21 protein-coding genes are annotated in these 23,667 nt (G+C 43.3%); 13 read left to right on the forward strand and 8 right to left on the reverse strand.

What is annotated here, in order from left to right; translation table 11 throughout:
- Window positions 1–26: 26 nt before the first annotated feature.
- The 4 genes from N745_RS0110310 to N745_RS0110325 all read right to left on the reverse strand — a co-directional run bounded on the left by N745_RS0110310 (window position 27) and on the right by N745_RS0110325 (window position 5,450).
- Window positions 27–2,138: a TonB-dependent receptor plug domain-containing protein gene (locus tag N745_RS0110310; RefSeq protein WP_024852045.1), complete on the reverse strand. Its 2,112-nt coding sequence runs from the start codon at window positions 2,136–2,138 to the stop codon at window positions 27–29.
- A gap of 174 nt (window positions 2,139–2,312) precedes the next feature.
- Window positions 2,313–2,654 carry a hypothetical protein gene (locus tag N745_RS0110315; RefSeq protein WP_024852046.1) on the reverse strand — a complete coding sequence of 114 codons (342 nt, stop codon included), beginning with the start codon at window positions 2,652–2,654 and terminating at the stop codon, window positions 2,313–2,315.
- 194 nt (window positions 2,655–2,848) lie between these two features.
- Window positions 2,849–5,044 carry a TonB-dependent receptor gene (locus tag N745_RS0110320; protein ID WP_024852047.1) on the reverse strand — a complete coding sequence of 732 codons (2,196 nt, stop codon included), beginning with the start codon at window positions 5,042–5,044 and terminating at the stop codon, window positions 2,849–2,851.
- Window positions 5,045–5,111: 67 nt separating this feature from the next.
- A complete protein-coding gene (locus N745_RS0110325) occupies window positions 5,112–5,450 on the reverse strand; it encodes a DUF2607 family protein (RefSeq protein WP_157833761.1) in 339 nt (112 codons plus the stop codon).
- Window positions 5,451–5,608: 158 nt separating this feature from the next.
- Here N745_RS0110325 and pgm point away from each other — a divergent pair, with 158 nt between their 5' ends.
- Entirely contained in the window at window positions 5,609–7,249 is a 1,641-nt protein-coding gene (pgm, locus tag N745_RS0110330) for a phosphoglucomutase (alpha-D-glucose-1,6-bisphosphate-dependent) (RefSeq protein WP_024852049.1), read from the forward strand.
- A gap of 12 nt (window positions 7,250–7,261) precedes the next feature.
- Entirely contained in the window at window positions 7,262–7,621 is a 360-nt protein-coding gene (locus tag N745_RS0110335) for a VOC family protein (protein WP_024852050.1), read from the forward strand.
- Window positions 7,622–7,630: 9 nt separating this feature from the next.
- Here the strand turns inward: N745_RS0110335 and N745_RS0110340 are convergent, their stop codons facing one another.
- Window positions 7,631–9,127 carry a protein adenylyltransferase SelO gene (locus N745_RS0110340; protein WP_024852051.1) on the reverse strand — a complete coding sequence of 499 codons (1,497 nt, stop codon included), beginning with the start codon at window positions 9,125–9,127 and terminating at the stop codon, window positions 7,631–7,633.
- 100 nt (window positions 9,128–9,227) lie between these two features.
- Here N745_RS0110340 and N745_RS0110345 point away from each other — a divergent pair, with 100 nt between their 5' ends.
- From N745_RS0110345 to N745_RS0110385, 9 genes are all read left to right on the forward strand, one after another.
- Window positions 9,228–9,683 (forward strand): peroxiredoxin, encoded by a 456-nt coding sequence (locus tag N745_RS0110345; protein ID WP_024852052.1) that lies wholly within the window; start codon window positions 9,228–9,230, stop codon window positions 9,681–9,683.
- A 97-nt stretch (window positions 9,684–9,780) separates the two neighbouring features.
- Window positions 9,781–10,308: an META domain-containing protein gene (locus N745_RS12380; RefSeq protein ID WP_024852053.1), complete on the forward strand. Its 528-nt coding sequence runs from the start codon at window positions 9,781–9,783 to the stop codon at window positions 10,306–10,308.
- Window positions 10,309–10,320: 12 nt separating this feature from the next.
- A complete protein-coding gene (locus tag N745_RS12385; protein WP_024852054.1) occupies window positions 10,321–11,061 on the forward strand; it encodes a YbaY family lipoprotein in 741 nt (246 codons plus the stop codon).
- 101 nt (window positions 11,062–11,162) lie between these two features.
- Window positions 11,163–12,890 carry a lysophospholipid acyltransferase family protein gene (locus N745_RS0110360; protein WP_024852055.1) on the forward strand — a complete coding sequence of 576 codons (1,728 nt, stop codon included), beginning with the start codon at window positions 11,163–11,165 and terminating at the stop codon, window positions 12,888–12,890.
- 115 nt (window positions 12,891–13,005) lie between these two features.
- A complete protein-coding gene (locus tag N745_RS0110365; RefSeq protein ID WP_024852056.1) occupies window positions 13,006–13,947 on the forward strand; it encodes a PilZ domain-containing protein in 942 nt (313 codons plus the stop codon).
- 13 nt (window positions 13,948–13,960) lie between these two features.
- On the forward strand, window positions 13,961–14,368 hold the full coding sequence (locus N745_RS0110370) for a hypothetical protein (protein WP_024852057.1): 408 nt from the start codon (window positions 13,961–13,963) through the stop codon (window positions 14,366–14,368).
- Window positions 14,369–14,611: 243 nt separating this feature from the next.
- Window positions 14,612–15,559 carry a hypothetical protein gene (locus tag N745_RS0110375; RefSeq protein WP_024852058.1) on the forward strand — a complete coding sequence of 316 codons (948 nt, stop codon included), beginning with the start codon at window positions 14,612–14,614 and terminating at the stop codon, window positions 15,557–15,559.
- 6 nt (window positions 15,560–15,565) lie between these two features.
- The gene (locus N745_RS0110380) at window positions 15,566–15,979 is read left to right on the forward strand and encodes a hypothetical protein (RefSeq protein ID WP_157833762.1); all 414 of its coding nucleotides are present in this window, start codon (window positions 15,566–15,568) and stop codon (window positions 15,977–15,979) included.
- 226 nt (window positions 15,980–16,205) lie between these two features.
- Entirely contained in the window at window positions 16,206–16,910 is a 705-nt protein-coding gene (locus N745_RS0110385) for a 2OG-Fe(II) oxygenase (protein ID WP_024852060.1), read from the forward strand.
- Between the two features lie 131 nt (window positions 16,911–17,041).
- Here N745_RS0110385 and N745_RS0110390 read toward each other — a convergent pair whose 3' ends face one another.
- Genes N745_RS0110390 through N745_RS0110400 form a run of 3 tightly spaced genes read right to left on the reverse strand, consistent with a single transcriptional unit; the run spans window position 17,042 to window position 20,467 of the window.
- Entirely contained in the window at window positions 17,042–17,554 is a 513-nt protein-coding gene (locus tag N745_RS0110390; protein ID WP_024852061.1) for a thioredoxin domain-containing protein, read from the reverse strand.
- A 13-nt stretch (window positions 17,555–17,567) separates the two neighbouring features.
- The gene (locus tag N745_RS0110395; RefSeq protein ID WP_024852062.1) at window positions 17,568–19,127 is read right to left on the reverse strand and encodes a phospholipase D family protein; all 1,560 of its coding nucleotides are present in this window, start codon (window positions 19,125–19,127) and stop codon (window positions 17,568–17,570) included.
- Window positions 19,128–19,132: 5 nt separating this feature from the next.
- A complete protein-coding gene (locus N745_RS0110400; protein ID WP_024852063.1) occupies window positions 19,133–20,467 on the reverse strand; it encodes a TlpA disulfide reductase family protein in 1,335 nt (444 codons plus the stop codon).
- 228 nt (window positions 20,468–20,695) lie between these two features.
- On the opposite strand from N745_RS0110400, the gene N745_RS0110405 reads away from it, so the two are divergent.
- Together N745_RS0110405 and N745_RS0110410 are read left to right on the forward strand one after the other, a co-directional pair.
- Complete coding sequence (locus tag N745_RS0110405; RefSeq protein ID WP_024852064.1) at window positions 20,696–21,604, forward strand: sulfurtransferase; 909 nt, start codon at window positions 20,696–20,698, stop codon at window positions 21,602–21,604.
- A gap of 35 nt (window positions 21,605–21,639) precedes the next feature.
- Window positions 21,640–23,643, forward strand: coding sequence for an EAL domain-containing protein (locus tag N745_RS0110410; RefSeq protein WP_024852065.1), 2,004 nt, complete (start codon window positions 21,640–21,642; stop codon window positions 23,641–23,643).
- Window positions 23,644–23,667 lie beyond the last annotated feature (24 nt).

Here is a 23,667-nt window from a genome sequence, read left to right on the forward strand (position 1 = left end):
AGCCTCTTTTTTATTATAAACGGATGCTAAAACTCAGCTTTTATTCCGCCATAGATGACACGCCCGCGTAGCGGGCCCCAAATATGTCCGGTGTCCCAATTACCGCTTGTATCGTAATAAAGCGGCGAGTCATGTGCGGAACCAATTTGCGTATAGTCAAACAAGTTATTTACACCACCATAGACTTTCCAGGTTTTATCCAACTCTTTCGACAGCTTCACATCCGCGGTCATATAAGCAGGTGATTTAGTGCCTTTAGAAATCGTATTAGCCTTATCGTCATAGTGCTTATCGTAAGCAGCACTTGGATAATCCGAATACTTACGCGAACCAATACCTGTAACCGTCAAATTACCCTGCCAACCATGACCGTCATAATCCGCTGTTAAGCGTAAACGTGATTCAATCGGAATCACACTAAAAGTGTTTTTATAGGTTTTATCATAGGCAAAACCTTCCAAAGTTGAACCCAAGCTCCAATGATTTGTCAGTTGATAACTCACACTCACATCAGCATGCTGCACATGACCCGTACCTGGTGTAGACACTAATGTTGGTGTCGTACCGGAAGTATCGATCGCAGCCAGATTTTTCACTGCTGTCCACGCATAACTGGTACTCATATTCGTTTTAGCACCGGAGTAGGCCAATTCGTAACGAACCGATTGCGACTTCTCCAACTTATCCACCGCGACTTTAAAACCATCATCCAAAATACCATGTTCCGCCTCAAAGAACTGTAACGGCACTCGGTAGCCCATTCCGGCAGAAAAACGGGAGGTCCAGTTGAAATTATGGTCATAACGAATATGCATTCTCGGCACCACAACCGTATCGGTAAACTTACGATTCTGATCAAGGAAATTCACATCTATCGCATCCACACGGATTGCACCTGCCACTTCCAAACGCTGACTAGGTGTCCAAATATCTCTTACATAAAAACCGTTGGTCTTTTTATTGTAAGAGTCATTTGCGGAATGGGTTCCTCCGGTCGAAATCGACAACATCTTATCGTGCTTCAAATCCGTACCCAAAGTGACCGCGTGTTTTAGTGAGGGGTAATAGTCGGCGCGCAAATCTGCATAATAGATATTTTGATCTGCCTTATAGGTTGTGGCTTCATAAATATCATCAGTACGCGTTTTAACATAAGACCCTGTTAAATGCGTTGTCAGCTTAGCATTCACATCACGAGACCATTTACCGGTTACTTCTTGTTTGGTCGTCGTAACGTTTTCTAAGAAGTCGCGTGCCGTTGTGGTCGCATTCGGCTTATTATTAATATTGTTACCAATAAAACCGGGGGTTGTAGAAGGAGACTGTGTTTTCGCATCCGACTGTGAAACCGCCAAACTTCCAATCATCGGCCCTCCGAACATTTCCGCACGCTGATCAGCCAAGCGCACTTCCAAACGGTCGCGCTCCGTCGGCTGATGCCAGATCTGTGCAACCACACTATGGTTATCAAGCTTAGGCGACTCGTTCACACCATTATGGTCACCGTCATATTGGTCGATATTATCCGTCTGTGCGCCAACCATCATTTGTGTACGTTTGTCTTTACTGATCTTGGTGCCCATCACTTGGTACTTTTTATAACCATCCGTACCCAAAGACAAATCCAACATCAACTTATCTTCTCTCGGCTTAGAGCTAACGACATTAATCACGCCACCAATCGCCTCCGGTGCAATCAAGGAGGCACCTGCACCACGCGAAATCTCCACTGAAGTGACCCCCACCATTGGGATGGCATCATAGCCATAATAACTCTCCAAAATAGAACTGTTCGGCACACCATTAATCATCAATGTGGTGTGCTCACCCTTCAACCCATTTAACGATACACGCTTGGCACCACACACCGAACACTCGGTGCGCACCTCCACACCTGGTTCATTTTTAATGGCTTGCTCTAAAGACCCTGCTTGCTTACTTTCTATGGTTTTTGCGGAAATGACATCCGTATGCACAATCGAATCTTTGACCTGCACAGTACGCGATTCGTGCTTCGTCTCTCCTTTTTCACTCACGTTGATTTCGTTCAGTTGATCTGCGGCATAGAGGTTGGAAACGGGTGCGATAACAAGACTGCTGATTGCAGCAGTCAAAAGCTTCTTCTTAAAAAATTTCATCATGACTCCTAGTCGGTTGAATATTTATCCAATCAATTACTTACTCATCAGATTGATGAGCACAATTCGTTTTACGACCACGACCAATCACATCACGCGTAAGGCAGACATAAAGCCAAACACGTCATCAAACAGCGAACCTTTGGACGTAGCGTAAAAATAAAATATTGAAAGTTAAACCGACGGAGATGGCGGGGCACGACCCCAGAAAGCAGGATAGGTTAAGGTATAAACCTGCGAAACCGCTTCAGAGGCTTGAAGCGCATAAACAGGTTTTAAAAGCGGTAAATCTAGCTCATAAACGTCATCCGAAACAGGATGCGCCAACGCTTGGTAGATTTCACAGACTTCCGTATGCTGATGAAACGGATGCACCGTGTCATGAATCATCCCTGCCGTTTTGGCAAATAGGAATACCGCCATCAGCACGACAATGCGCGGCATCATACGAGCGTCATCCCATGCACCGTGTAGTGCATGTCTCAATTTGGCAATCATTAAAGGAGATGGATTCATAAATTCAATTCTAACAAAACGAGCCAGATCTACTAAAGAATTTCTCTATATTTTCAACGATTTTTATCTCTAGTAACAGCCCCCAACCTGGCAGATTTTAGCTATTTTGTTGGCGTTTTTGAGATTTGGTTTTGAACAACTTTAAGAAGGGAACCGTCAGAATATTCTGACGGTGTATTTAGACGCCTAGACGCTTAAAACGCCATGCTGGCATGAAGACGGAAATTACGCCCCATGCCTTGCGCATAGCCTTTATAAGTGTCGAGGAAATCACGATAAGCGGTATCGAACAAGTTTTGCACCGTCAAATCAAGCTTCAATGGATATTGTCCAAGTTTGACCTCGCCACCAGTTTGCAGGTTCCACAACCAATAGGCATCCGTCGACGCCACACCAAAAGGCGTGCTGTCAAACTGGCTGAATGGCTCATACGCCCCCGCAGAATCCTTCGCCGCGACATACTTAGTACCCAAACCAAGATATGGCTTATGCCACCACCCCTGATTTCGGAAAGTATAGTCCGCATTCAAGGTGGCATTGTTGGCAGGCATCAACGGCAAGTCACGGCTGTTTTTGGTATCGCGCCCCTGCATCACTTCCGCCGTGGCACGCCATTGCAACTGCGATGTCATCTGATATTTCGCCGACCATTCAACCCCTTGAATCAAGGCATTGGTCTGAGCGTTAATCATCTTGCGATACGGATAATTCAGGTTCTGCGTTACCTGACAATTGCCATCATGATCACAGTAGAGCGTTTGCTCGGTGTTCTCCAGAACGATGTAGTTATCCACCCAATTGCTGTAAACCGCCAAGGTGGAATGCAAGGTTGATGATTGCCAAGTCGCCGCCAACTCACTATTGATGGAAGTTTCCGCTTTCAGGTTAGGATTCCCCAGTTGATAGGCCTGTACGCCACCATGCGCACCAGATGCATAGAGTTCAAAAATGGAAGGCGCTCTGAAGCTACGTCCTAAATTTCCGGTAAATGTCCAGTTTGAAGTGGCATGATACGCCAACCCCAAGGCACCTGACCAATCTGAGAAATCACGCGAATTATTGGAAGCATCATAGACTTTGGTTTCATCCCAAAAGTGAGCGTTCTCCGCACTCAAAGGCGCGGTGGTTTTTTGCGTGTCGTAACGCGCACCAATTTCGACTTCCCAGTCCTTGAAATGCTGTTTCTCAACAACAAACACTCCTGTACCATCCTCCTTGGCACTTGGCGTTAAATGCCCCGAACGAAGCTTTTGGTCTTTGTTGTAATTGCTCACACCAAACTCACCTGTCCATCCGAAAAATGCCGGATGTTCCACGGCCAATTGGTAGTCATCACGATGTACAACAATGTCCAAATATTCTTCGTCATTTTTGTAGGCAGCCATTTTTTCATAAACGACTTCATGCATGGCTTCACGTTGATTGCGGGTGTGACCATAACTCGGTTTGAACACCCAGTCTCTCGCGAAAAACTCCGCCTTCAACTGCGTTTCTTCATTCTTCAGTTTTTGGCCTGCTGATGGCAACAACTCATAACCACTTGCTGCGGCTTCAACGCCCAGATAGTTTTGTTTGGATTGCCAAACGTTATGGCGCAATTCCACTTCGCCCCAATCTCCCTGATACCCCAACCCAATAACCGCGGCATCCGACTCGAAGTTGGTATAAGGCGTGGTTCCTGTCACCAAAGGTTTCGTTCCTGCCGGATCACCCGGTTTCACGTCGCCCGCTTCGGTCGTATTCGGTGACACGAAATCATTGCCTTTTCGTTGGGTAATCCCCCCAACCAAACCAACGCCATTGGATGAGAATTTCGCCTTGGCACCTATCATGGTTTCATTATTGTTGGAGTTCACTTCGCCCATCAATTCGCCGGAAGTTTTGGTCTGACCCTTTCCAGCATAATCAATTTGCGGGCCGGACACATTCACCGCCGACTTCACTGCCTGACTCGAATATTTCAACCCCTGAGGACCCCGAGTCACTTCAACGTTCTCCATCAATGCAGGATCAACATTCGGGTTATGGCGTGTTCCTTCCGCTTGATATTCCATCGTCAATCCATTGGACAACACCGGCAGACGCAATGAAGTATCACCGCGCACAATGGGCTTGCCGGACTGACTGCCGGATGACAGATTGTTCACCCCCGGCAAACCGTCCAAAGCTTCGCCAAGTGACGCAGTGCTACCGCGTTCCATTTCCGAAGCTTCAGGGTGTAAGGTGGTAGAGGTACTGATATGTACCGGTTTTAAGGTTTCTTCCCGTCTTTCTTCAACGGAAATGGTTTCCAGTTCCGTGACATTTCTCTGCTTTTCTTCCGCCCAGGCAACATCAAAGGTTGCTCCTGTCGCAACAAGAATGGCAGACACAAGTTTCTTACGAAGCATGTCTTTCTCCTAAATTTTGTCAAATTTTCAATTCACCGGCGCGCAAAAACGCAGGCTAAAAGCTCAATCAGACAAAACTAGGTGGTGCACGCCCCCAAAAAGCAGGGTAAGTAGAGGGGGTACGTTGAGAAACGACAACCGTATCATGAAGTGTATATTCGGGCGCAGAAATCGCGACCTCAAGCTCGGCAACCGTATTACCGGTGTGATGCGCCATCGCTTGGTAAATATCACACTGTTCCGTGTGATGGTGAAAAGGATGAACCTCATCATGAATCAATCCTGCCGTTTTGGCGAACAGAAACAACGCCAGCAGTAACGCTATGCGCGAAGCCATGCGACTGGAGTGCCAAGCAGACTGAGCGGCTCGGCGTAACGTTGAAAGATTAAAGAGTGACTGATTCATATTTTCAATTTTAGCAAACTCGTCAACCCCTATTTGCAACTTTAAAAAACTTTCTCACCCCAGCCTGGCAGATTTTCATACGTAAAACATGAAGTCATGCAAACGTCATTTCAAATCACTATAATCAAATCAAAGCTATTCAAATATAAGGAACGCTCATGCCGATTTCACCACTTGCCGGAAAACCCGCTCCAGATGATATTCTTGAAAATATTCCCCTATTGGTTTCAGATTATTACACCCTAACACCAAATGCCGACAATCCGGATCATGCTGTCAGTTTTGGTACTTCCGGTCACCGTGGCTGTTCGAGCAAATGCACCTTTAACGAAAACCACATCGCCGCCATTTCCCAGGCGATTGTCGAATATCGTGCTTCGCAAGGCATCAACGGACCACTTTATATCGGCATGGATACCCACGCGCTTTCCGAAGCCGCACACGCAACCGCCATTGAAGTGTTTGCAGGAAACGGTGTGAACGTCATCATTCAAGACAATGGCCGCTATACGCCAACCCCTGTCGTTTCCCATGCCATTTTGACGCATAATCATGGCAAAACAGACGGTCTAGCGGATGGCGTCATCATCACCCCATCCCACAACCCACCGCAAGACGGTGGCTTTAAATACAACCCGCCACACGGTGGCCCAGCCGACTCGGATGCCACCAATGTCATTCAGAACCGTGCTAACGACATCATTCGCAACGGCATGTCAGACGTGAAACGCATGACATTAAGCGACGCTCTGGAATCTAAATTTGTCACCAAAGCAGATTTGATTATGCCTTACGTCAAAGACCTAGATAAAGTCGTCAATATGCAGGCCATTAAAGATGCTGGTCTGAAACTAGGCATTGACCCATTGGGCGGTGCAGCAATTCATTATTGGCAACCTATTGCTGATTACTACGGTTTGAACCTTGAAATCGTAAACCACAAAATCGACCCGACCTTCTCGTTTATGAGTGTGGATAAAGATGGCAAAATCCGTATGGACTGTTCATCTCCTTATGCAATGGCAAGCCTCATCAAACTGAAAGACAACTACGACATCGCTTTCGGTAACGACCCGGATGTCGATCGCCACGGTATCGTCACGCCTTCTGCCGGTTTAATGAACCCAAACCATTATTTGGCTGTTGCTATCCAATACCTATGCACGCATCGCCCACAATGGTCGGATGACGTTAAAATCGGTAAAACACTGGTTTCCAGTTCAATGATTGACCGAGTGGTTCATTCTCTTGGCAAAAACCTGTCTGAAGTGCCTGTCGGCTTCAAATGGTTTGTGGATGGGTTGGTGACGGGCGAATATGCGTTCGGTGGTGAAGAATCCGCAGGCGCTTCCTTCTTGCGTTTAGATGGTTCCACGTGGAGCACTGACAAAGACGGCATTATTATGAATTTATTGGCGGCGGAAATCACTGCCGTCACGGGTAAAGATCCTGGTGTTCTTTATCAAGAACTTACCGAGCAATTCGGCAACCCAATCTACACCCGTATTGACGCACCAGCAAATCGTCAGGAAAAAGCGATTCTCAGTAATCTTTCACCAGAAATGGTCAAAGCCAGTGAACTTGCCGGTGAAAAAATTACCGACAAACTCACCCATGCCTCAGGCAATGGTGCTGCCATTGGCGGGCTGAAAATCACCACCGAAAACGGCTGGTTTGCCGCACGCCCATCCGGCACCGAAGATATCTACAAAATCTACGCAGAAAGCTTTAAAGATCAAACTCATCTAGAAGCCATTATCGAAGAAGCGAAAGCCATTGTTGCCGAAGCTTTAAAATAAAAGGAGCAGTCAATGCCAACGAAACAACACGGAAAACTTAATTACGTTGAATACCCAGCCCATGATCTTGAAGCAACCAAAACCTTCTTCCATACAGTATTCGACTGGAAATTTACCGACTTCGGTATCGACTATTGCGCCTTCACCAGTGAAGAAATTAATGGTGGATTTTACCGCTCCAAACTGACCAGCACACAAGCTGCTGGTAGCGCTTTATTGATTTTTTACAGCGAAAATCTCGAAAAATCGCTCGCCAAAATAGAAAGCAACGGTGCGCAAATCAACAAACCGATCTTTTCTTTCCCAGGCGGCAGACGTTTTCACTTTATCGAACCGAGTGGTAATGAATTTGCCGTTTGGAGCGACCGTTAAATCAAACCATCAAGATGAACAACTCAACTGCATGCCCTTTTGATAAGGGCGTGGCGGTTGTTGAAAATCTGCCAGGCTGGGGTGGTCGTCAAACGGATTTTGTAGCGCAACCAACCACTCGTTCAACATTTTATAATCGCCTTTTTCGGCTTTTTCGATAATCTGCTGGGCTATGTAGTTACGCAACACAATCGAAGGATTGGCTTTTAGAATCCGTTCACGCCAAGAGGACATTTCAACGCTTTCTTGCTCGACTCTTGCTTGAAACTTTTCAAACCATTGCTGGAATCCAGTCGGCAATTTATCTGGATGGATCAATTCAAACAATTCGCTCTCATTATCCGTTTGCCATTTTGCCAAACGACGGAAAAATAAACTGTAATCCACCTGGAACTGATCCATCAATACCAATAAATCACCGATCAATTCCTTGTCGCCCGTTTGCACACTCGCCAAACCGAGTTTTTGATTCATGTCTTCTAAATATGCCCGATTGTATGTCTGCACAAAATCATCCATCGCTTGCTGAGCTTGTTCTTCGGTTAGCAGTCCTTCAAAACAACTCGCCAACACCTTGCAATTCCACAGCGCGATTTGCGCTTGTTGGTTGTAGGCGTAACGTCCTTCATAGTCGGAATGGTTACAAATGAAGTCGATTTTAAAATCATCAAAAAAGGCAAAAGGCCCGAAATCAAAGGTTTCCCCAATAATGGACATATTGTCGGTATTCATCACACCATGGTTGAAGCCGACAGTTTGCCATTTTGCCAAAAGCTTGGCTGTCTTAATACAGGCTTGGTACAAAACAGCCCAAGCCTTTTGTTCCAAGGAATCTTGTTCGTGTTCGGGATAATGTTTTTGCACAACAAAGTTCAGCAGAGTTTCCATATGTGCCGCCCCTTTAGAAGCTGCAAACTGAAAATGCCCAAAACGAATATGAGTGTGAGATACACGGATTAAGGTCGCACGCGGCTCCATCACCTCACGGCGAACTGCTTCATCAGAGGTGGCTATTGCCAAGCCACGCGTAGTCGGTACTCCCAACCCAAACAAGGCTTCCGAAGCAAGATATTCCCGAATAGTAGAACGCAAAACGGCACGCCCATCCCCTCTTCTCGAATAAGGCGTGCGCCCTGCGCCTTTTAAATGAAAATCCCATGCTTGCGCGTGACTATCTCGCCACTGACCTAACAACATACCTCGTCCATCGCCTAAATCTGGGTTATAAACCCCAAACTGATGCCCCACATATTTTTGCGCGAGAGGGTTAGCATCCACCCGTTGTAAATGACCCGATAGCAAATCGAGTAAATCATCGTCATTCAAGTCGCAATTAAGTTGTTTCATTAGAGCCCGATTGACCGAAACCAAACGAGCGTTATCCATCGCTTCTGGATCAATATGCGAGAAATAACTTTTCGGTAACTGCACGTAATCCTGTTCTAACCGAGGCTTAGATTGCTGTTCAACTGTGTTATCTGGTTTCAAAAGAGTCATGACCATCATTTTAGTTTTTATTTCCTACTAATTTACTAGGTTTTTAGGTAAACTTCACCCAATTCGGGAAAATAATTTTTACCTTTCTTTTCAAATAAAGGACAACACAATGTTAAAAACAGGCGACCAAGCACCTTCTTTTTCCAGCCAAAACCAAAAAGGCGATACGCTATCTTTAGCGGACTTTTCCGGTAAAACGTTGGTTTTGTATTTTTACCCAAAAGACGACACACCCGGCTGCACCATTGAAGCAAATGACTTTACTGCTCTGGCAGAAGATTTCGCTGCAGCCAATACCGTTGTTTTAGGAGTGAGTAAAGATGATTGTGCCAGCCACCAGGCTTTTATCGACAAGTTTGGTTTAACGGTTGATTTACTTGCCGATACTTCAGGTGAGCTTTGCGAAGCTTATGGCGTGTGGCAACTAAAAGAAAAAAACGGTGTTTCAAAAATGGGAATCGTCCGTTCTACTTTCATTATTGATGGCGAAGGTAAACTGGTTTCCGTTGAATATGGCGTTAACCCAGAAGGCCATGCACAGGCCGTATTAGACAAGGTCAAGTAACGCTAAATACTGGCTCGCAAACCTGTCTTAAGCATACAGTCAAGGTTTAAGCCTAGACCTTGACACCATATCAGGTAAACTTTGCAAATCACCTAAAATGACTAAGGGTTTTGTAAAGTTGCGCCTAGGAATATTCAAACTATTTGCCGGACTGCTATCGCTATTAGCCATAGTGTTGCTATCGGCTTGCCAACTTTCCCCTTTAAGCGACTCTGAAGCCCATTCAGAAGCTTCACCTGTGTCTAATCAATCTGAAAATTCTGCCAAGGGTTTGGAAAAAACACTCTCTTCTCACTTGTGGCAATTAACCGCATTTTTTGGGCAAAATATTCAAACCACAGGCAATACGAATTTACGTTTTTCACCTCAAAACAAAAGTGTTTCTGGTTCTGCGGGTTGCAATCGTTATTTCGGCAGCTATACTCTACAGCAAAACAATTTAACCTTTTCTCAACTCGGTTCAACTAAGATGATGTGTATGGACATGACTGAAGAAGATGCCTTTTTCAAGCGTATCGGGCAGGTCAATCACTTTCAACTAAAAGATCACATCTTAACGTTGTTCGATAGAGCAATGCCTTTAATGCAATTTACCGCTCAGGCATTGCCTCAAAAACACCAATAAAGGAACATTCACATGTTCACTGTAGCGAAATTGATATCGCTAGCATCAAACAAAACCCGCCTGATCTCACTGGCGGGATTGGCTTTTATCAGCCTCACATTAGTTGGTTGCCAGTCTGATCCTGCCAAACCTTCTGATGACACAAAAACCAAGACTTCGCAAATTTCGGGGTTAGACCCAAATAACGTTGTTATTCAAGGCGTAGTGACCTATTCGGAAAACTTGTTTTTACTCGGCAATCAAACAATCGTCGTCAAGCTGGAAGACGTTAGTCGACAAGATGCACCTGCAAAACTAATTGCTGAAGATAAACATCAAATCAAAGGTCAAATCCCAATCACTTTCGCGGTTCATTACGACAAACGAAAATTAAAGGTTGGTCATAGATATAATCTTCGTGCGCAAATATTGGATACCGAAACGGGTGCCATCAACTGGCTCTCAACGCAAAGCTATCCTTATGTACCGGGCATCACGCAAAACATCAATATCAAAGTACGTTCTTACAACTCACAAGTGCGTAAGGCTTCTCAGTTCCAAACCTTCACCTGCGGTAAAGACAAACTGACCGTATTGCTGATAGGCACAAAAATTCAACTCAGCTTTCAAAATAGAAAATGGATTTTGGAACAGGTTCCCTCCACCAACGGTACAAAATACCAAGCTGGAAGCATTACTTTTTGGATGAATGGCAGTAACGCGGTTTATATGGAAACTGGAAAACCCGCCAAACGCTGCGCCTTACAACCCTAGCACCAACAACTTTCATAAAACACACACATTTTCGTCATCTCTGTGTCACCTTTTACCGTCAGAATTCGTCAGATGAGTAAAAAGAGAACTGACACGACGACATGATTGATATTCGCAAAACGATTCTGGAAAAATCCCCAAATTTTGAGAAAAAACTGGGTGGCAAACAGTTAATACGCTTCCTGGAAAAAATCACACACCAAGATGAAATCAATCAGTTCATTCTAGAAAACCAGCACTTAAAAGGGTTCGCCTTTTTAGACAAATCGCTGGCACACTTTAATTTCAGTTACCAAACTGACAACCGTTCTTTCAACCACATCCCCGCTGAAGGGCGCGTGATTATTATCTCCAATCATCCTATTGGTTCTTTGGATGGCTTGGCACTGTTGAAATTTATTCGCTCCGTCAGACCAGATGTGCGTATTGTCGCTAACGAGTTACTGAACAAGGTAACGCCTTTCCGCTCTTTATTCCTAAGTGTGGATAATATGTCGGAAAAAGCCAGCCATAAAACCCAGTTCAAAGCCATGCTACAAGCTTTAGAAAATGATGAAGCTTTGATTATTTTTCCGGCTGGTGAAGTCTCTCGTATTCGCCCAAATGGTGTACGTGATGGCAAGTGGAAATCAGGCTTCCTGAAATTAGCAGAAAAAACCAATGCGCCAATTTTACCTATCTATACCGATGCTCGAAACTCTGCCCTTTTTTATGGTCTATCGACCATTTACAAACCGCTTGGCACGCTGATGTTGGTCAAGGAAATGTTTAACAAAAGTGATCAAACTATACATTTTCATGTTGGTGGTATGATTCCTTGGAAATCGATCAAAAACAGTCGTTTTAATTTCAAACAAGCTGCGCAACTGCTTCGTAAACACCTTTACCGTCTAGACAATCCGAAAAAAGCGGCAAAGAAGCTTCCATTTGAAATTGAAGAAACCATTGCGCATCCGGTAGATCGCAAAAACCTAAAAAAAGCGCTGAAGGATGGCGAACTACTTGGTAAAACTTCAGATGGCAAAATCATTTACCTGTTTGATTATGATGCTGACTCCCCTGTTATTAGAGAAATTGGACGCTTACGTGAACTGACTTTCCGTACCGTGGAAGAAGGCACAGGTCATGCGCTGGATCTGGATCAATACGATGCCGACTACAAACATCTTGTGCTGTGGGATGACGAAGACTGGGAAATAGTTGGTGCCTATCGCATGGGTGAGGCGGGGAATATTTTAGCCAATAAAGGCAAACAAGGCCTTTACACCACAACGCTTTTTGACCTAAATAGTGAGTTTGACGACATTCTGCCACAAGCCTTGGAGATGGGTCGTAGTTTTGTCCAACCACGTTATTGGGGTAAGCGCAGTTTGGATTATCTTTGGTACGGCATAGGGGCCTATGTAAACCACAACCCGCATATTAAATATATGTTCGGGCCAGTGAGTCTCTCCGATGCATATTCACAAGAAGCAAAAGAAATCATCGTCGCCTTCTACCAAGCACAATTTGGCTCTAAACAAGATTTTGCGACTGGAAAACGTCCGTTTGAAATTTCCGATACAGTCAAAACCGTCGCAGAAACTGAGTTTACCGGCGACTATAAAGAATCCTACAAAAAGCTTAATGCCATTCTTGACGAGTATGGCATTAAGGTTCCTACCTTGTTTAAGCAATACGCTGAACTTTGCGAGCCAGGTGGCTGTCGCTTTATCGATTTTAGCGTTGACCCAGACTTCAATAACTGTATCGACAGTCTGATTTTGGTGGAACTGGATAAAATCAAACCCAAAAAACGCGAACGCTATCTATCATCACCTATCCGATAGGATTGCTCAATAATGAAAGTACAATAAAACCTAACCAATTGAACCATTGATTATTAGACAATTTTACTAACTGTTTGTACAATCGTACTTAATAATAATATAAGTTGAAGTCAACATGGGTTTTTGGTTCGAAAATGGCGATTCTAGGCGTTTCCAACGCGTTGAAATGCCTATAAAAACATACATTTTCCCTACCCAGCCTATTCGTGATAGGGATATTTTTGCTCTTGGCATTAATTACTTCCCCCCATCTGTCGTAAAAAAAATACAAAAAACCAAAGTTGATCTTTGGCATTGGGTTACACACATCCAAGAACAACGTGAAATTCTGGAGCCTGTTTTTCTAGAAGTAATCGATTTAGTCGATAGTTTTGGTGAAATCGTTAAGCAGATTAGTGTCGGTAAAAACGAACTAAAGAACCCACAACACCGAGAAAAATTACTCCATCTTCAAAAGGGCTTTCTTGGCATTAGAACGCTAAAAGACCCTGCACCGAAAACCTTTCAATACTTTGGGTTAATGGATCAAAAATTTTCGGTCTATACCGAAAATCTAATTCAAAGCATGGCAAAGTCTACACCGATAAAATTTGAAATAAACAGTGACTTTCAAACCGAATTTGAAATAGATAAAATTATTGCCACCTTTGAAGACCCTAAGTTTGAACACATTCCTTTAGCTCGAGCTCTCTATTATTTAGCAACCTATATAGATCTTCACCTAAACGCTTACTATCAGCTACTAAAGGACTTAAAGCCTTCGAAAACACCTAAATCGTGGGATACTTACCGAGTCAACATCAGTGCTTGTGGTGCGGCAATCTATGCGCCAAAGCGTTATGCGTTAAATAGCAAAGTAGAAGTCATCTTTTACTTTACCGAAACAGGTGAAATGCTTAAGCTTAAAGCTTCTGTTGTTCACACTTTTACACAACCCAAAGAACAAACAGAAAGCAACGCTCTGGATTTTGATTTCCCTACAGGCATGGATCAAGCTATGATCCAACGGCAAATAGAGCTCTACCAGATTATTCGCTGTATGGATTTCGACTTATAGGAAAAGGTTGTTCATGGTTTCAAGAAGCTTTACACAAAAAACAATCGAACCTTTCTACATGAATAGCTTGCCCTTTCATGCTCGCAAGGTTGGCACGTTATTTTTCAGAGAATACCGCTTAGATGAATTGGTAAATATGTTAATTTCGTGTGTCGACAGAGATTTGGAAGAACGTTTCAAGCTTGCGCCAGATGTATGGAAATTAACGCTCCGATACCTCATTCTCACAAAGCTGACATCTTTCACTCTTCAGTCTCAGCTGACACCCGAGCATTTGACCCGCTTATATAAAATTGCAGCTTTAGCACTTGAAAAGCCTCAAGCCAGCTTAAAAGATTTAATCAAAGAAACTGAAGGGGAAGCTCAAATACTCTCTAAGTGGCTACAACAGATTCAAACAGCACTCTCTAAAAAAACCTAGTTGATTAAAAATCCTGTCGCACAAACCAAACACCCCCCTGCAATAAACCTAGATTTATAGCTCTTATCTTTTTCGCGTCGACCGCAAATCACTGATATAACTTGATAACATCAAAACTAAACAGCCACTTGCTTCTAAATGACAAATCACATAAAAAATAATCCTCCCCAAAACAACAAGAACATAGACTATTTTGCTAACAGTTTGTACAATTTTACGAAACGATAATAATAGTGAGACAACATGGGTTTTTGGTTTGAAAAAGGTGAGTCAAGGCGCTTCCCGAGAGTTGAAATGCCTGTACAGGTTCACATCATGCCAAGCGATCCTATACGGAATGACGAAATCTATGCTCTAGGCATAAACTACTTCCCGCCGTCAGTAGAAAAAAAGATTCAAAAAACCAAGCTCGATATTTGGCACTCAGTCAAACACATTCAAGAACAAAAAGACATCCTAGAGCCAGTATTCATGGAAGCCGTAGATTTAATTGACACTTTCGGGGAAGTCATTAAAAATGCATGCCGTGGAAAAAATCCAGCTCGCAGTAAACCCAAAGATACTATAACTTTTCAAAAACTCTTAAACGGGTTTCAAAAATCTTCTTCCCTTGAAGAGGCTGCTCCAAGAACTTTTCAACACTTTGATCAGATGAACCAAAAGTTTCTCGTCTATTCAAAAAACCTTGTTTTCAGTCTTCAAAAATCTTCCGCTACAAAATTTGTATCGACCATGAATTTTCAGACTGAGTTTGATATTGATAAAACAATTGCTAACTTTGAAAAACCAAAATTCAAACAGGTACCCCTAGCACAAGCACTGTTTCATTTATCGCAATATCTAAATTTTCACTTGGAAGCCTACACAGAATACCTAAAAGACTTACAAATACCGAGAACAGCAAAGAAAATAGCTCCCAGACTCATGAGTATTAGCGCATGTGGCCTTGCTATAAAAGCCAATAAGCGTTATCCAATGAGTAGCAAAGTAGACCTACTTTTTTATTTTCCTGAAACAGACGAAACACTCAAACTGTCAGCGACAGTCGTTCGCAGTGTAACTTTGCCAAGCGACGATACAGAGTGCAATGCACTGGATTATTATTTTCCGACCAGCAGAGACCTCAACATCATTCAGCGTCAAGTCGAGCTTCTCCAAATTAACCGTTGTCTTGAAACCTCGGTCAGGTAACTGCTTATGTTTGCAAGAATATTTACTCTAAGAACAATAGAACTCGGCTATATGAATGAACTTCCTCTTTCAGCGAGAAAGGCTGCCATAGTAATTTTTCGAGACTTCCTACTCGATGAACTGGTTGCAATGCGTGAAAAAGGAATCGACAAAGGTCTTGAACAAAAATTTAAGATTCCACAAGATATTTGGCAATTAACTTTAGATTATGTCATTTTGACAAAATTAAGTACTTTCAGTATTCATCCATACTTACAACACGCACACTTAGTTCGTTTACATCAAATTGCTGCCTTAGCATTTGGTGAAGAAAATGCAAACATCACTACCCTTATTGGAATGGCAGAAGAAAACGATGCAACTATCATGGTGGATTGGCTAAAACAACTTCAAGTCGCTTTAACTAAAAAGAAAGCCTAGCCCACCTAATATTCAAGGTTTGGAGAACTGTTTTGGTTTTGCTAACAGATGCTGCAGTCGTACTGCGTTTGACACACTTTAAACCCCAGCCTGGCAGATTTTGCACTTTTTGATTGCTTTCCCAAGGTAAGAGGCAGATAATTCGCTTCAAGTCAGTCCGCGTTTTTCTGGCGGATTTTTCCAAACACCTTATTCGTGCAACGCGTTTTTTTAGAAGGTTTTCCCAATGCAATCCCCTGCCAACGATTCTGATGCCACGGTGCTATTTGACCCTACCTACACCGAAAGTGACGTCTCCTTTAACCAATTACTAGATAGCCTGGTTGAAAAAGGATGGTATGTCTGGCCCAATGCGATTGAAACCGAAGTTTGCCAAGCACTATTAGAAGAAGCACAAGAACATCAGCAAGAAGGAAAGCTACAACGTGCCGGTATCGGTCGGGGTGACGAACATCAACTCAATAATGATATTCGCCGCGATAAAATTAAATGGTTAGATGGCAAAACGCCAACACAACAAGCCTATTTGGCAAAAATGGCTGACCTACAATTTAGACTGAATCGAGAATTGTTTCTAGGGCTCTTTGAGTACGAGTGCCACTATGCGCTTTATCAGCCCGGCGATTTCTACAAAAAACACTATGATAGCTTTCGTGACCAAGCCAACCGTATCGTCACAACTGTACTTTATCTAAACCCAGAATGGTCACCGGGAAAAGGCGGCGAACTGGTTATTTATGCAAATGAAGAAGATACCAAACCTATACTGGTTTCACCCTATTTCGGTACGCTGGCGGTGTTTATGAGCGAAGAGATTTTGCATGAAGTATTACCGACACAACAATCACGCTTTAGCATTAGCGGCTGGTTCCGCCTAAACAACATGCAAGGCAGCCAAGTTGATCCACCTAGCCAACTTTTAACCTACTAAATTCTTTTCCAGGCTGTTATCGGTTTCTAGTGAAGTACATAATCAAGGCAATCACAAAGAAAAACACGATTGCCAATATTAAAGAAAAGTCCCAATGCATACCCATTCGCACACCCCAGCCTGGTAGATTTTTAGTTTACGTCTTTAAAACGTTTTTTATTACCCAGTTCTTTTAACGCTTGATTGATACGTTGCTTCAGGTAATAAGGCACATAATCATAAGCGCCTGAGTTTGTCATGCGTTTGCTGATTTCATTGCCATCAGCGTCAACAAAAACAATACTGGGAATCGAAGTGATATTGTAGAAGTCTTGGAAAAACTTTGGTTTAACGGCTTCACCATAAAAGTCTTTGATTTTCTCATCAGCATCCACCGTGACCTGAACCATGTGGACATAACCATCTAAAATACCGTTTTCAATCATCGGCAAGATCGCTCGATCTTTCAGTTTTTTACTGCCGTTTATCTTCGTCATATTGAAGTAGATGGCAATCGGTAAGTGGTCTTTTTTCGCTTGCTTTGACAGAGCGGAAAAATCCGTTGCTTCTTTTAACTGCCAATCATCTGCATAGGCGCTATTCAACAGCCCTGAAAACGAGACAAACAATAGGGACAACAAGAACAATTTGGGGGCGTTCAACATCGTCTTTTCTCCTCTATAAATAACCTTCTATGGGTAGCAATCCCATTAACTTGGAAGTTATTTTACGCCAATGGCTCGCTTCTGGCGGCACGAATACCATTTTTTCTCGACAACCTTTTCGATAATGCCATGCAACTTTTCCATTTATCAGAGTCAACTGATAAAAAACACCGGCTTCCAGTATTTCATTCAACTGATCATTTTCCTGTTTTGCCATGGCTTCACTGTCGATAACGGCAAGCATTTCAGTATTCAGTTTTCTTGACCGCGGGTCAGCATTGGCAGAGCCAATCAATAAATAACGATCATCAATAATCACTAATTTAGTATGCAAAGACAACTGATGCCTATGCCAATATTGAAGCAAGTGATGGGATTTCAGCCAATTGGTATCCACCCACTTCAATTTTGCCAGCAGGGTTTGCACCCAGTTTACCAACCATCCTTTTGGACGCAACTCATACAACTCCACGCCCATTTCTAAAAGCGCTTTTTGATAATGCTGATAGGCAGAGTACACCAACGTAACATCGGTAGATGCGAGTGAATTAGTAAGTATTCTAACCTTAACACCTTGCTTGATGTAATCACGAAACCTTTCCAATCCTGCATGCGTCGGAATAAAGTAAGGAGAGACCAATACCAGAGATTTTTCCACTTCAATTTCATATGTGAGTTGGTAGGCTAAGCTATGCTTTTCTGCATAGTAAGCACTAACCTTTTCAGGCGGATCGACCAATAAATTGGCGTGCGCTAATTCAAGAGAAAGAGGCTCTTGATGAGAAGCTTTTTGTAACGGACTTTGTTTTAATAACTCTGCAATTGGCATCGTCTCAAAATGAGAAATGATTTGCTGATGCCGCCAATGATTTCTCTGGCGGTTTTTAATCGCATAAAGTGCGACATCAAGCTGATTCAATTCTTTCGATTCGCTGCTTTGCCAATAATTGTCAAATGCTAACTGAACTTGTAAGCTGATCGGGCCAAACGTCAGCACGTCATAATCAAGAAACATACGATTTTCGTCGGAAAGAAAATATTCCGTACCAATGTTTCGACCACCAAATAAGGCTACTTCACTATCGGCTATCATCGCTTTGTTATGCATACGATGACCGAGCTTTTCCATATTAAACAACAGTACCAGCCCGCGAAATAAACCGCGAAACAGATTAGGATTAAACAAACGAATTTCAACCTTAGGGTGATTTGCCAGCAAGGCAAAAGACGCGCCACGGCGTGCGCCTTGTAGATCATCCAGTAACAATTGAATCTCAACCCCGCGATCAGCCGCTTTTAGCAGGCGGTCAATCAGCAAAGAGCCGATCATATCTTCTTTAAACAAATAATATTGCAAGCAAAGCCGATGTTGCGCACGATCAATCATCAGTAGTCTAGCCGCCAAGGCATCAACAGGCGAAGACAAACTGTAAAACCCAGACAAGCCGTCGGATAAGCTTTCCGACAACCCTGTGGTATCAAACGCGTCGGTTAGACTCAGAGCATCCGAAACCGGTGGAATAGCACCCTCAGCATTGAGAAAATCAAAACCATCATCGGCTGCTTTGGTCATATCCGCTACTCTTTTAGCAAGTTTTCAATGGCTTTCATTGCGGCGGGACTTGTCCATTCATAGCCACCAAACAAGGCAAAACGAATCTGCCCTTTTTTATCGATAAGATATGAGCTTGGATAGGCAAAGACTTTCCACTCCTTAACTGCCGAACCTTTTGGATCAAGCAGAATCGGAAAATTAACTGGATGGGTTTTAACAAAGGCATCTATCGCCGCTTTATCTTCGGCAAGGTTGGCCGCGAGTATTTCAAAGTCCTGCCCTTTCAGGCGATTTTTCAACGTTGCCATAGAAGGCATCTCATGCACACAAGGCGGACACCAACTTGCCCAAAAATTCAGCAACACCACTTTGCCACGATAATCTTTAAGGTTAACGGTTTTACCTGCTCTATCCTGCAATACCAAGCTACGGTTTTGCACACCGGTGTAAGCTGGTAGAACATCATCATTCGGTGGCGTTGACTCGTCTCGCTCTTGAGTTTGTTTTTCTGTTGTCAGCTGAGTTGTTGAATCATCCGATTTACCCGCTTGACGAGGTTCTGCTAAATAACTGGACAACAAGCCCATTGCACCTGCTAATTCATTCGCAAGATGCTTGGCTGTTTGCTGTTCAATATCCATCGCGTCTGGACGGAAGTAATAACGGTCCCGCACTTTAGGAATAACTTTAATAAACACATCCGAACCCGCGTGAGATAAACGCTGGCTTAGAGCTGCCAAGTGCCAATGCCAAGGTGACAATTCGGATTGCAACACCATTATCGGCAAATTCAACAGCAATACACTCGGCCAATATTCTGCATTTTTGCCAGCTTCTGGCGTTTTTACATAAAGATTTGGGTTCAGTAAAATCAGCCCTACATTTTTCACTGGCGACTGCTCAACTTTAACCAAAGCCTTTACCGCCAACGCAGCTGCTTGATTGGGCGCGATAATGAATAGCGGTAAATTAGGGTGATCGTATTGCAGTTTAACAATCAAGTTGGCAACGACTTCCGGGGGGATTTTTTTCATACTGCTAGGTGCAGCAGGAAGGAAGTAGCTATCAAATAAATCCGGCATCAAAACCGAAATGTTTTTTTGCTGCAGTTGCTTTGCCAGCTTTTTCTCTTGCGGCAATAAACCATACTCTGAAGGAATCCAGAGCACCTGTGCGACCGGTGCTTTTGCCGTAAAGCGATTCATACTCAATGAGTCTTCATCACTTGCCGCAAATGCAGGTCGAAACAAACTGCTCACCAGAACCGCCATCAACCCAAGCATTCTCGCTACTGATAACAGTCTATTTTTATTTAAGCAGCTAAATGAAGCTCTTTTTTGTCCCTTATTAAACGTCATGACTCCCCCTCCTACCGACTTCGGTATTTCAGACGTATTTGATACTTTTTTATATTGCTATTATTATCTATATGCATGATTTTGGAGATGTCGCTCTAACGGCTATGCAAACCAAACCAGCACAGATTGAATCTTAAACGATATGCCGATATACTTGAAATTTATTATGTTTTGTAGGGTATTATTTATACTCTTCAATACTGAAAAAACATGTCTTTGGTGATAACTATGAACGCAAAATTGTTTAACACTTGGTTTATTGCCCTTATTTGCTTTCTACCCTTTTCCGTTCATGCTGAAACCTCTTCTGACTCGCTTCGCATTGATGCCAAAGACTTAAATATTGCTATCGCACAACATAAGCAAAATGCAATTTTACTGGACGCACGCTCGAAAGAACTTTATCAACAAGACCATATTCCAGGCGCTTTAAACTTTCCCGTCAATTGGACTTACGCTCATAAAAAAACCAATGGGCAAATTGTTGAACCACAGCAAGCTCAAACGCTATTTCGTAAACTGGGATTAGACATTCAAACCCCCGTCATTATTTATGATGATGGTGCATTGGTCGATGCCGCCAGATTATTTTGGACACTGGAAGTTTATGGTTTGCAACATGTCAAAGTGCTTAGCACTGGTTACGACTTTTGGGTCAGCAAAGGCTATCCAACCACCGAACAAACTTCTGTGGATACCCCTAGTCACTATATCACCGAAGTAAAACATCAACGCCTAGCGACCAAGTTCTCGACATTGCTTGCCACCAAAAATCCGAATGAATTGATTATTGATGCCCGTCCGAAACCGGCCTATCTAGGAGAAAAGTCTTCCGCCAAACGCTTTGGGCATATTCCAAAAGCCATCAATATTCCTGCTTCTCACAACTTAAAACTTGAAGATCATATGGCAAGCTTCCAGCCTGTTAACGAGTTGAAAAAGGTCTATGCAAACATTCCTAAAAACAAAAAAATAATTATTTACTGCGCCATCGGGCGAATCTCAGCAACCAATTATTTAGCGTTGCGCGAGTTGGGCTATGATGTTGCCAACTACGATGCTTCTTGGAAAGAATGGGGGAATGATTTTGCGCTGCCGATCGTCAACCCCTCTGCTTTTGACGATAACGCCAAATAACCCGAACAAGAACTCACGGAGCAACTGAAAATAAAATGTGGCGAAAACTCAGCATAAAACTCCAGTTGATGATTCTTATTTCAGTGGTGACTTTTACCGTGGTCATCAGCTCCTTAACGGTTGCCTTCTGGTTAGATAAGAAACAACGTCAAAACCTCGCCATCGAACTTTCCAACCAAATCAACACGGCATTGAAGCATGATTTATTGGAAGGCATGCTTTCCAACAGTGTCGATGCTTATTCAGATTTGAACTTTACGCTTTCCGGGTTCCAACAAATTGACCGTGTCGTTCTGCTTGATAATGACAATCGCTCGATTTACACCTACCGCCACGGTTCACACCATTACCATGACTTGATTGCTAAAAGTACGGAAACTCCCCAGTTTTCTGGCGTAGATCTATATGTAACACATCCCCTAGAAGAAGGGGGACATCGTTTTGGTTCCGTTGTTTATGTTATCGATATGGAAGACTTTTCTACCCAAATCGAAAAGCACCTGATTTTCCTCATCCTCGCCTTGCCTCTAGAGCTGATTTTCGCCCTGATTTTGGCATGGTGGATTAGCCGTAGCTATAACAAACCCTTTAGTTTGCTTGCCGACTCGATGCAAAAGAATGATGTTATCCGCAACCGTTTCTACACCGTCGAAACCACTTCACAGAATGAAATCGGCAAGCTGTTCGACGGCTACAACCAAATGATTCAAAAAGTCGAATCCACTACCGAGCAAATGCGTTATCAGTCTGAACATGATTCGTTAACCGGGCTATTTAACCGCTACTATATCGAACACCAAATTCAAACCTGTTTACAAGATGACTCCGTGAACAACCACACCATCATTGCGCTGGATATAGACCAGTTTCGTTTGATTAACGACTCCGCAGGCCATCAAGCTGGTGATGAACTCTTAAAAATGGTTTCGCAACACTGCCTACAACATCTAACAAAAGATGCAATGATGGGGCGTGTGGAAAGTGATATTTTCTATCTGCTTTTACCTCAATATTCCGAGAAACAAGCAATGCTTCTTGCAAACGGAATGCTCGACATCATGGCGGACTTCCGTTTTACCTGGCAAGGAGAAGCACATTCCGTATCTGCATCAGTAGGTATGGTTGTTTTCAAACCCAATGAATATACATTGGAAGAGCTAATAAAAGCACTGGAATCCGCAACACATACGGCTAAATCCTTAGGGCGCAATAAACTTCATATCTTCCAACCAAACGACAAGACAACTGCGCTTTATAATCAAGAATTACAAATTGCCAATATGGTCAAAGAAGCGCTTGCCAATGGTCCAGATAGCGACTCAACAAGATTCGAACTTTATGCTCAGGCGATTGTTCCTTTGCAAACGCCGGAAGTTTCTCGTAACAAAATTGGCTATGAAATCTTGATCAGGTTACGCAACAGTGAAGGGCAAATAGTCCCGCCGGATCAATTCTTACCTACAGCGGAACGCTACCAGTTAATGAGTGAAATCGATAGCTATGTGTTGTGGCACTTTATTGAAACCGTCAGTGCGCACCCTGAGCATCTGGACAAGCTTCACCTTGCACATGTTAATCTTGCGGGTTCCAGCTTAAACCACCCTGACTTTCAAGCTAAACTCAAGCAGGCTGTAACCACCTTCCACTTTCCTTGGCAAAAACTGGAACTGGAAATTACCGAAACCTCTGCCATCGGCAGTTTCAGTCAGGCTGCGGAATTTATCCAATATTGTAAGAATTTAGGTATCGGTTTAGCGTTGGACGATTTTGGAACCGGTATGTCCTCGTTTGAGTATTTAAAAAGCTTGCCATTTGATGTGGTGAAAATCGATGGTAGCTTTATTAAGGACATGCACACGGATCCATCTGATAAAGCCGTTATTCGCTATATTCAAGAAATCAGTGCACTGCGTAACCAAGAAACCGTCGCCGAATACGTCGAAACCGAACAAGACCTACAAGCTCTCACCGAAATCGGCATCACCTATGGTCAAGGTTATTACCTTGGAAAACCCAAACCCTTATCAGAGTGGTTGTAGGCTGTAACATGAGGTTATCTTTAG

This window comes from Hydrogenovibrio kuenenii DSM 12350, assembly GCF_000526715.1.
In the GTDB taxonomy this organism is placed as follows: Bacteria; Pseudomonadota; Gammaproteobacteria; order Thiomicrospirales; family Thiomicrospiraceae; genus Hydrogenovibrio; species Hydrogenovibrio kuenenii.

Coding starts and splice junctions, on each gene's coding strand:
- pgm (WP_024852049.1), top strand. CDS start 5,609: ATGCCGATTTCACCACTTGCCGGAAAACCCGCTCCAGATGATATTCTT.
- N745_RS0110345 (WP_024852052.1), top strand. CDS start 9,228: ATGTTAAAAACAGGCGACCAAGCACCTTCTTTTTCCAGCCAAAACCAA.
- N745_RS0110395 (WP_024852062.1), bottom strand. CDS start 19,127: ATGACCAAAGCAGCCGATGATGGTTTTGATTTTCTCAATGCTGAGGGT.
- N745_RS0110410 (WP_024852065.1), top strand. CDS start 21,640: ATGTGGCGAAAACTCAGCATAAAACTCCAGTTGATGATTCTTATTTCA.
- N745_RS0110400 (WP_024852063.1), bottom strand. CDS start 20,467: ATGACGTTTAATAAGGGACAAAAAAGAGCTTCATTTAGCTGCTTAAAT.
- N745_RS0110340 (WP_024852051.1), bottom strand. CDS start 9,127: ATGATGGTCATGACTCTTTTGAAACCAGATAACACAGTTGAACAGCAA.
- N745_RS0110325 (WP_157833761.1), bottom strand. CDS start 5,450: ATGAATCAGTCACTCTTTAATCTTTCAACGTTACGCCGAGCCGCTCAG.
- N745_RS0110315 (WP_024852046.1), bottom strand. CDS start 2,654: ATGAATCCATCTCCTTTAATGATTGCCAAATTGAGACATGCACTACAC.
- N745_RS0110380 (WP_157833762.1), top strand. CDS start 15,566: ATGTTTGCAAGAATATTTACTCTAAGAACAATAGAACTCGGCTATATG.
- N745_RS0110365 (WP_024852056.1), top strand. CDS start 13,006: ATGGGTTTTTGGTTCGAAAATGGCGATTCTAGGCGTTTCCAACGCGTT.
- N745_RS12380 (WP_024852053.1), top strand. CDS start 9,781: ATGACTAAGGGTTTTGTAAAGTTGCGCCTAGGAATATTCAAACTATTT.
- N745_RS0110335 (WP_024852050.1), top strand. CDS start 7,262: ATGCCAACGAAACAACACGGAAAACTTAATTACGTTGAATACCCAGCC.
- N745_RS0110390 (WP_024852061.1), bottom strand. CDS start 17,554: ATGTTGAACGCCCCCAAATTGTTCTTGTTGTCCCTATTGTTTGTCTCG.
- N745_RS0110310 (WP_024852045.1), bottom strand. CDS start 2,138: ATGAAATTTTTTAAGAAGAAGCTTTTGACTGCTGCAATCAGCAGTCTT.
- N745_RS0110370 (WP_024852057.1), top strand. CDS start 13,961: ATGGTTTCAAGAAGCTTTACACAAAAAACAATCGAACCTTTCTACATG.
- N745_RS0110385 (WP_024852060.1), top strand. CDS start 16,206: ATGCAATCCCCTGCCAACGATTCTGATGCCACGGTGCTATTTGACCCT.
- N745_RS0110360 (WP_024852055.1), top strand. CDS start 11,163: ATGATTGATATTCGCAAAACGATTCTGGAAAAATCCCCAAATTTTGAG.
- N745_RS12385 (WP_024852054.1), top strand. CDS start 10,321: ATGTTCACTGTAGCGAAATTGATATCGCTAGCATCAAACAAAACCCGC.
- N745_RS0110405 (WP_024852064.1), top strand. CDS start 20,696: ATGAACGCAAAATTGTTTAACACTTGGTTTATTGCCCTTATTTGCTTT.
- N745_RS0110320 (WP_024852047.1), bottom strand. CDS start 5,044: ATGCTTCGTAAGAAACTTGTGTCTGCCATTCTTGTTGCGACAGGAGCA.
- N745_RS0110375 (WP_024852058.1), top strand. CDS start 14,612: ATGGGTTTTTGGTTTGAAAAAGGTGAGTCAAGGCGCTTCCCGAGAGTT.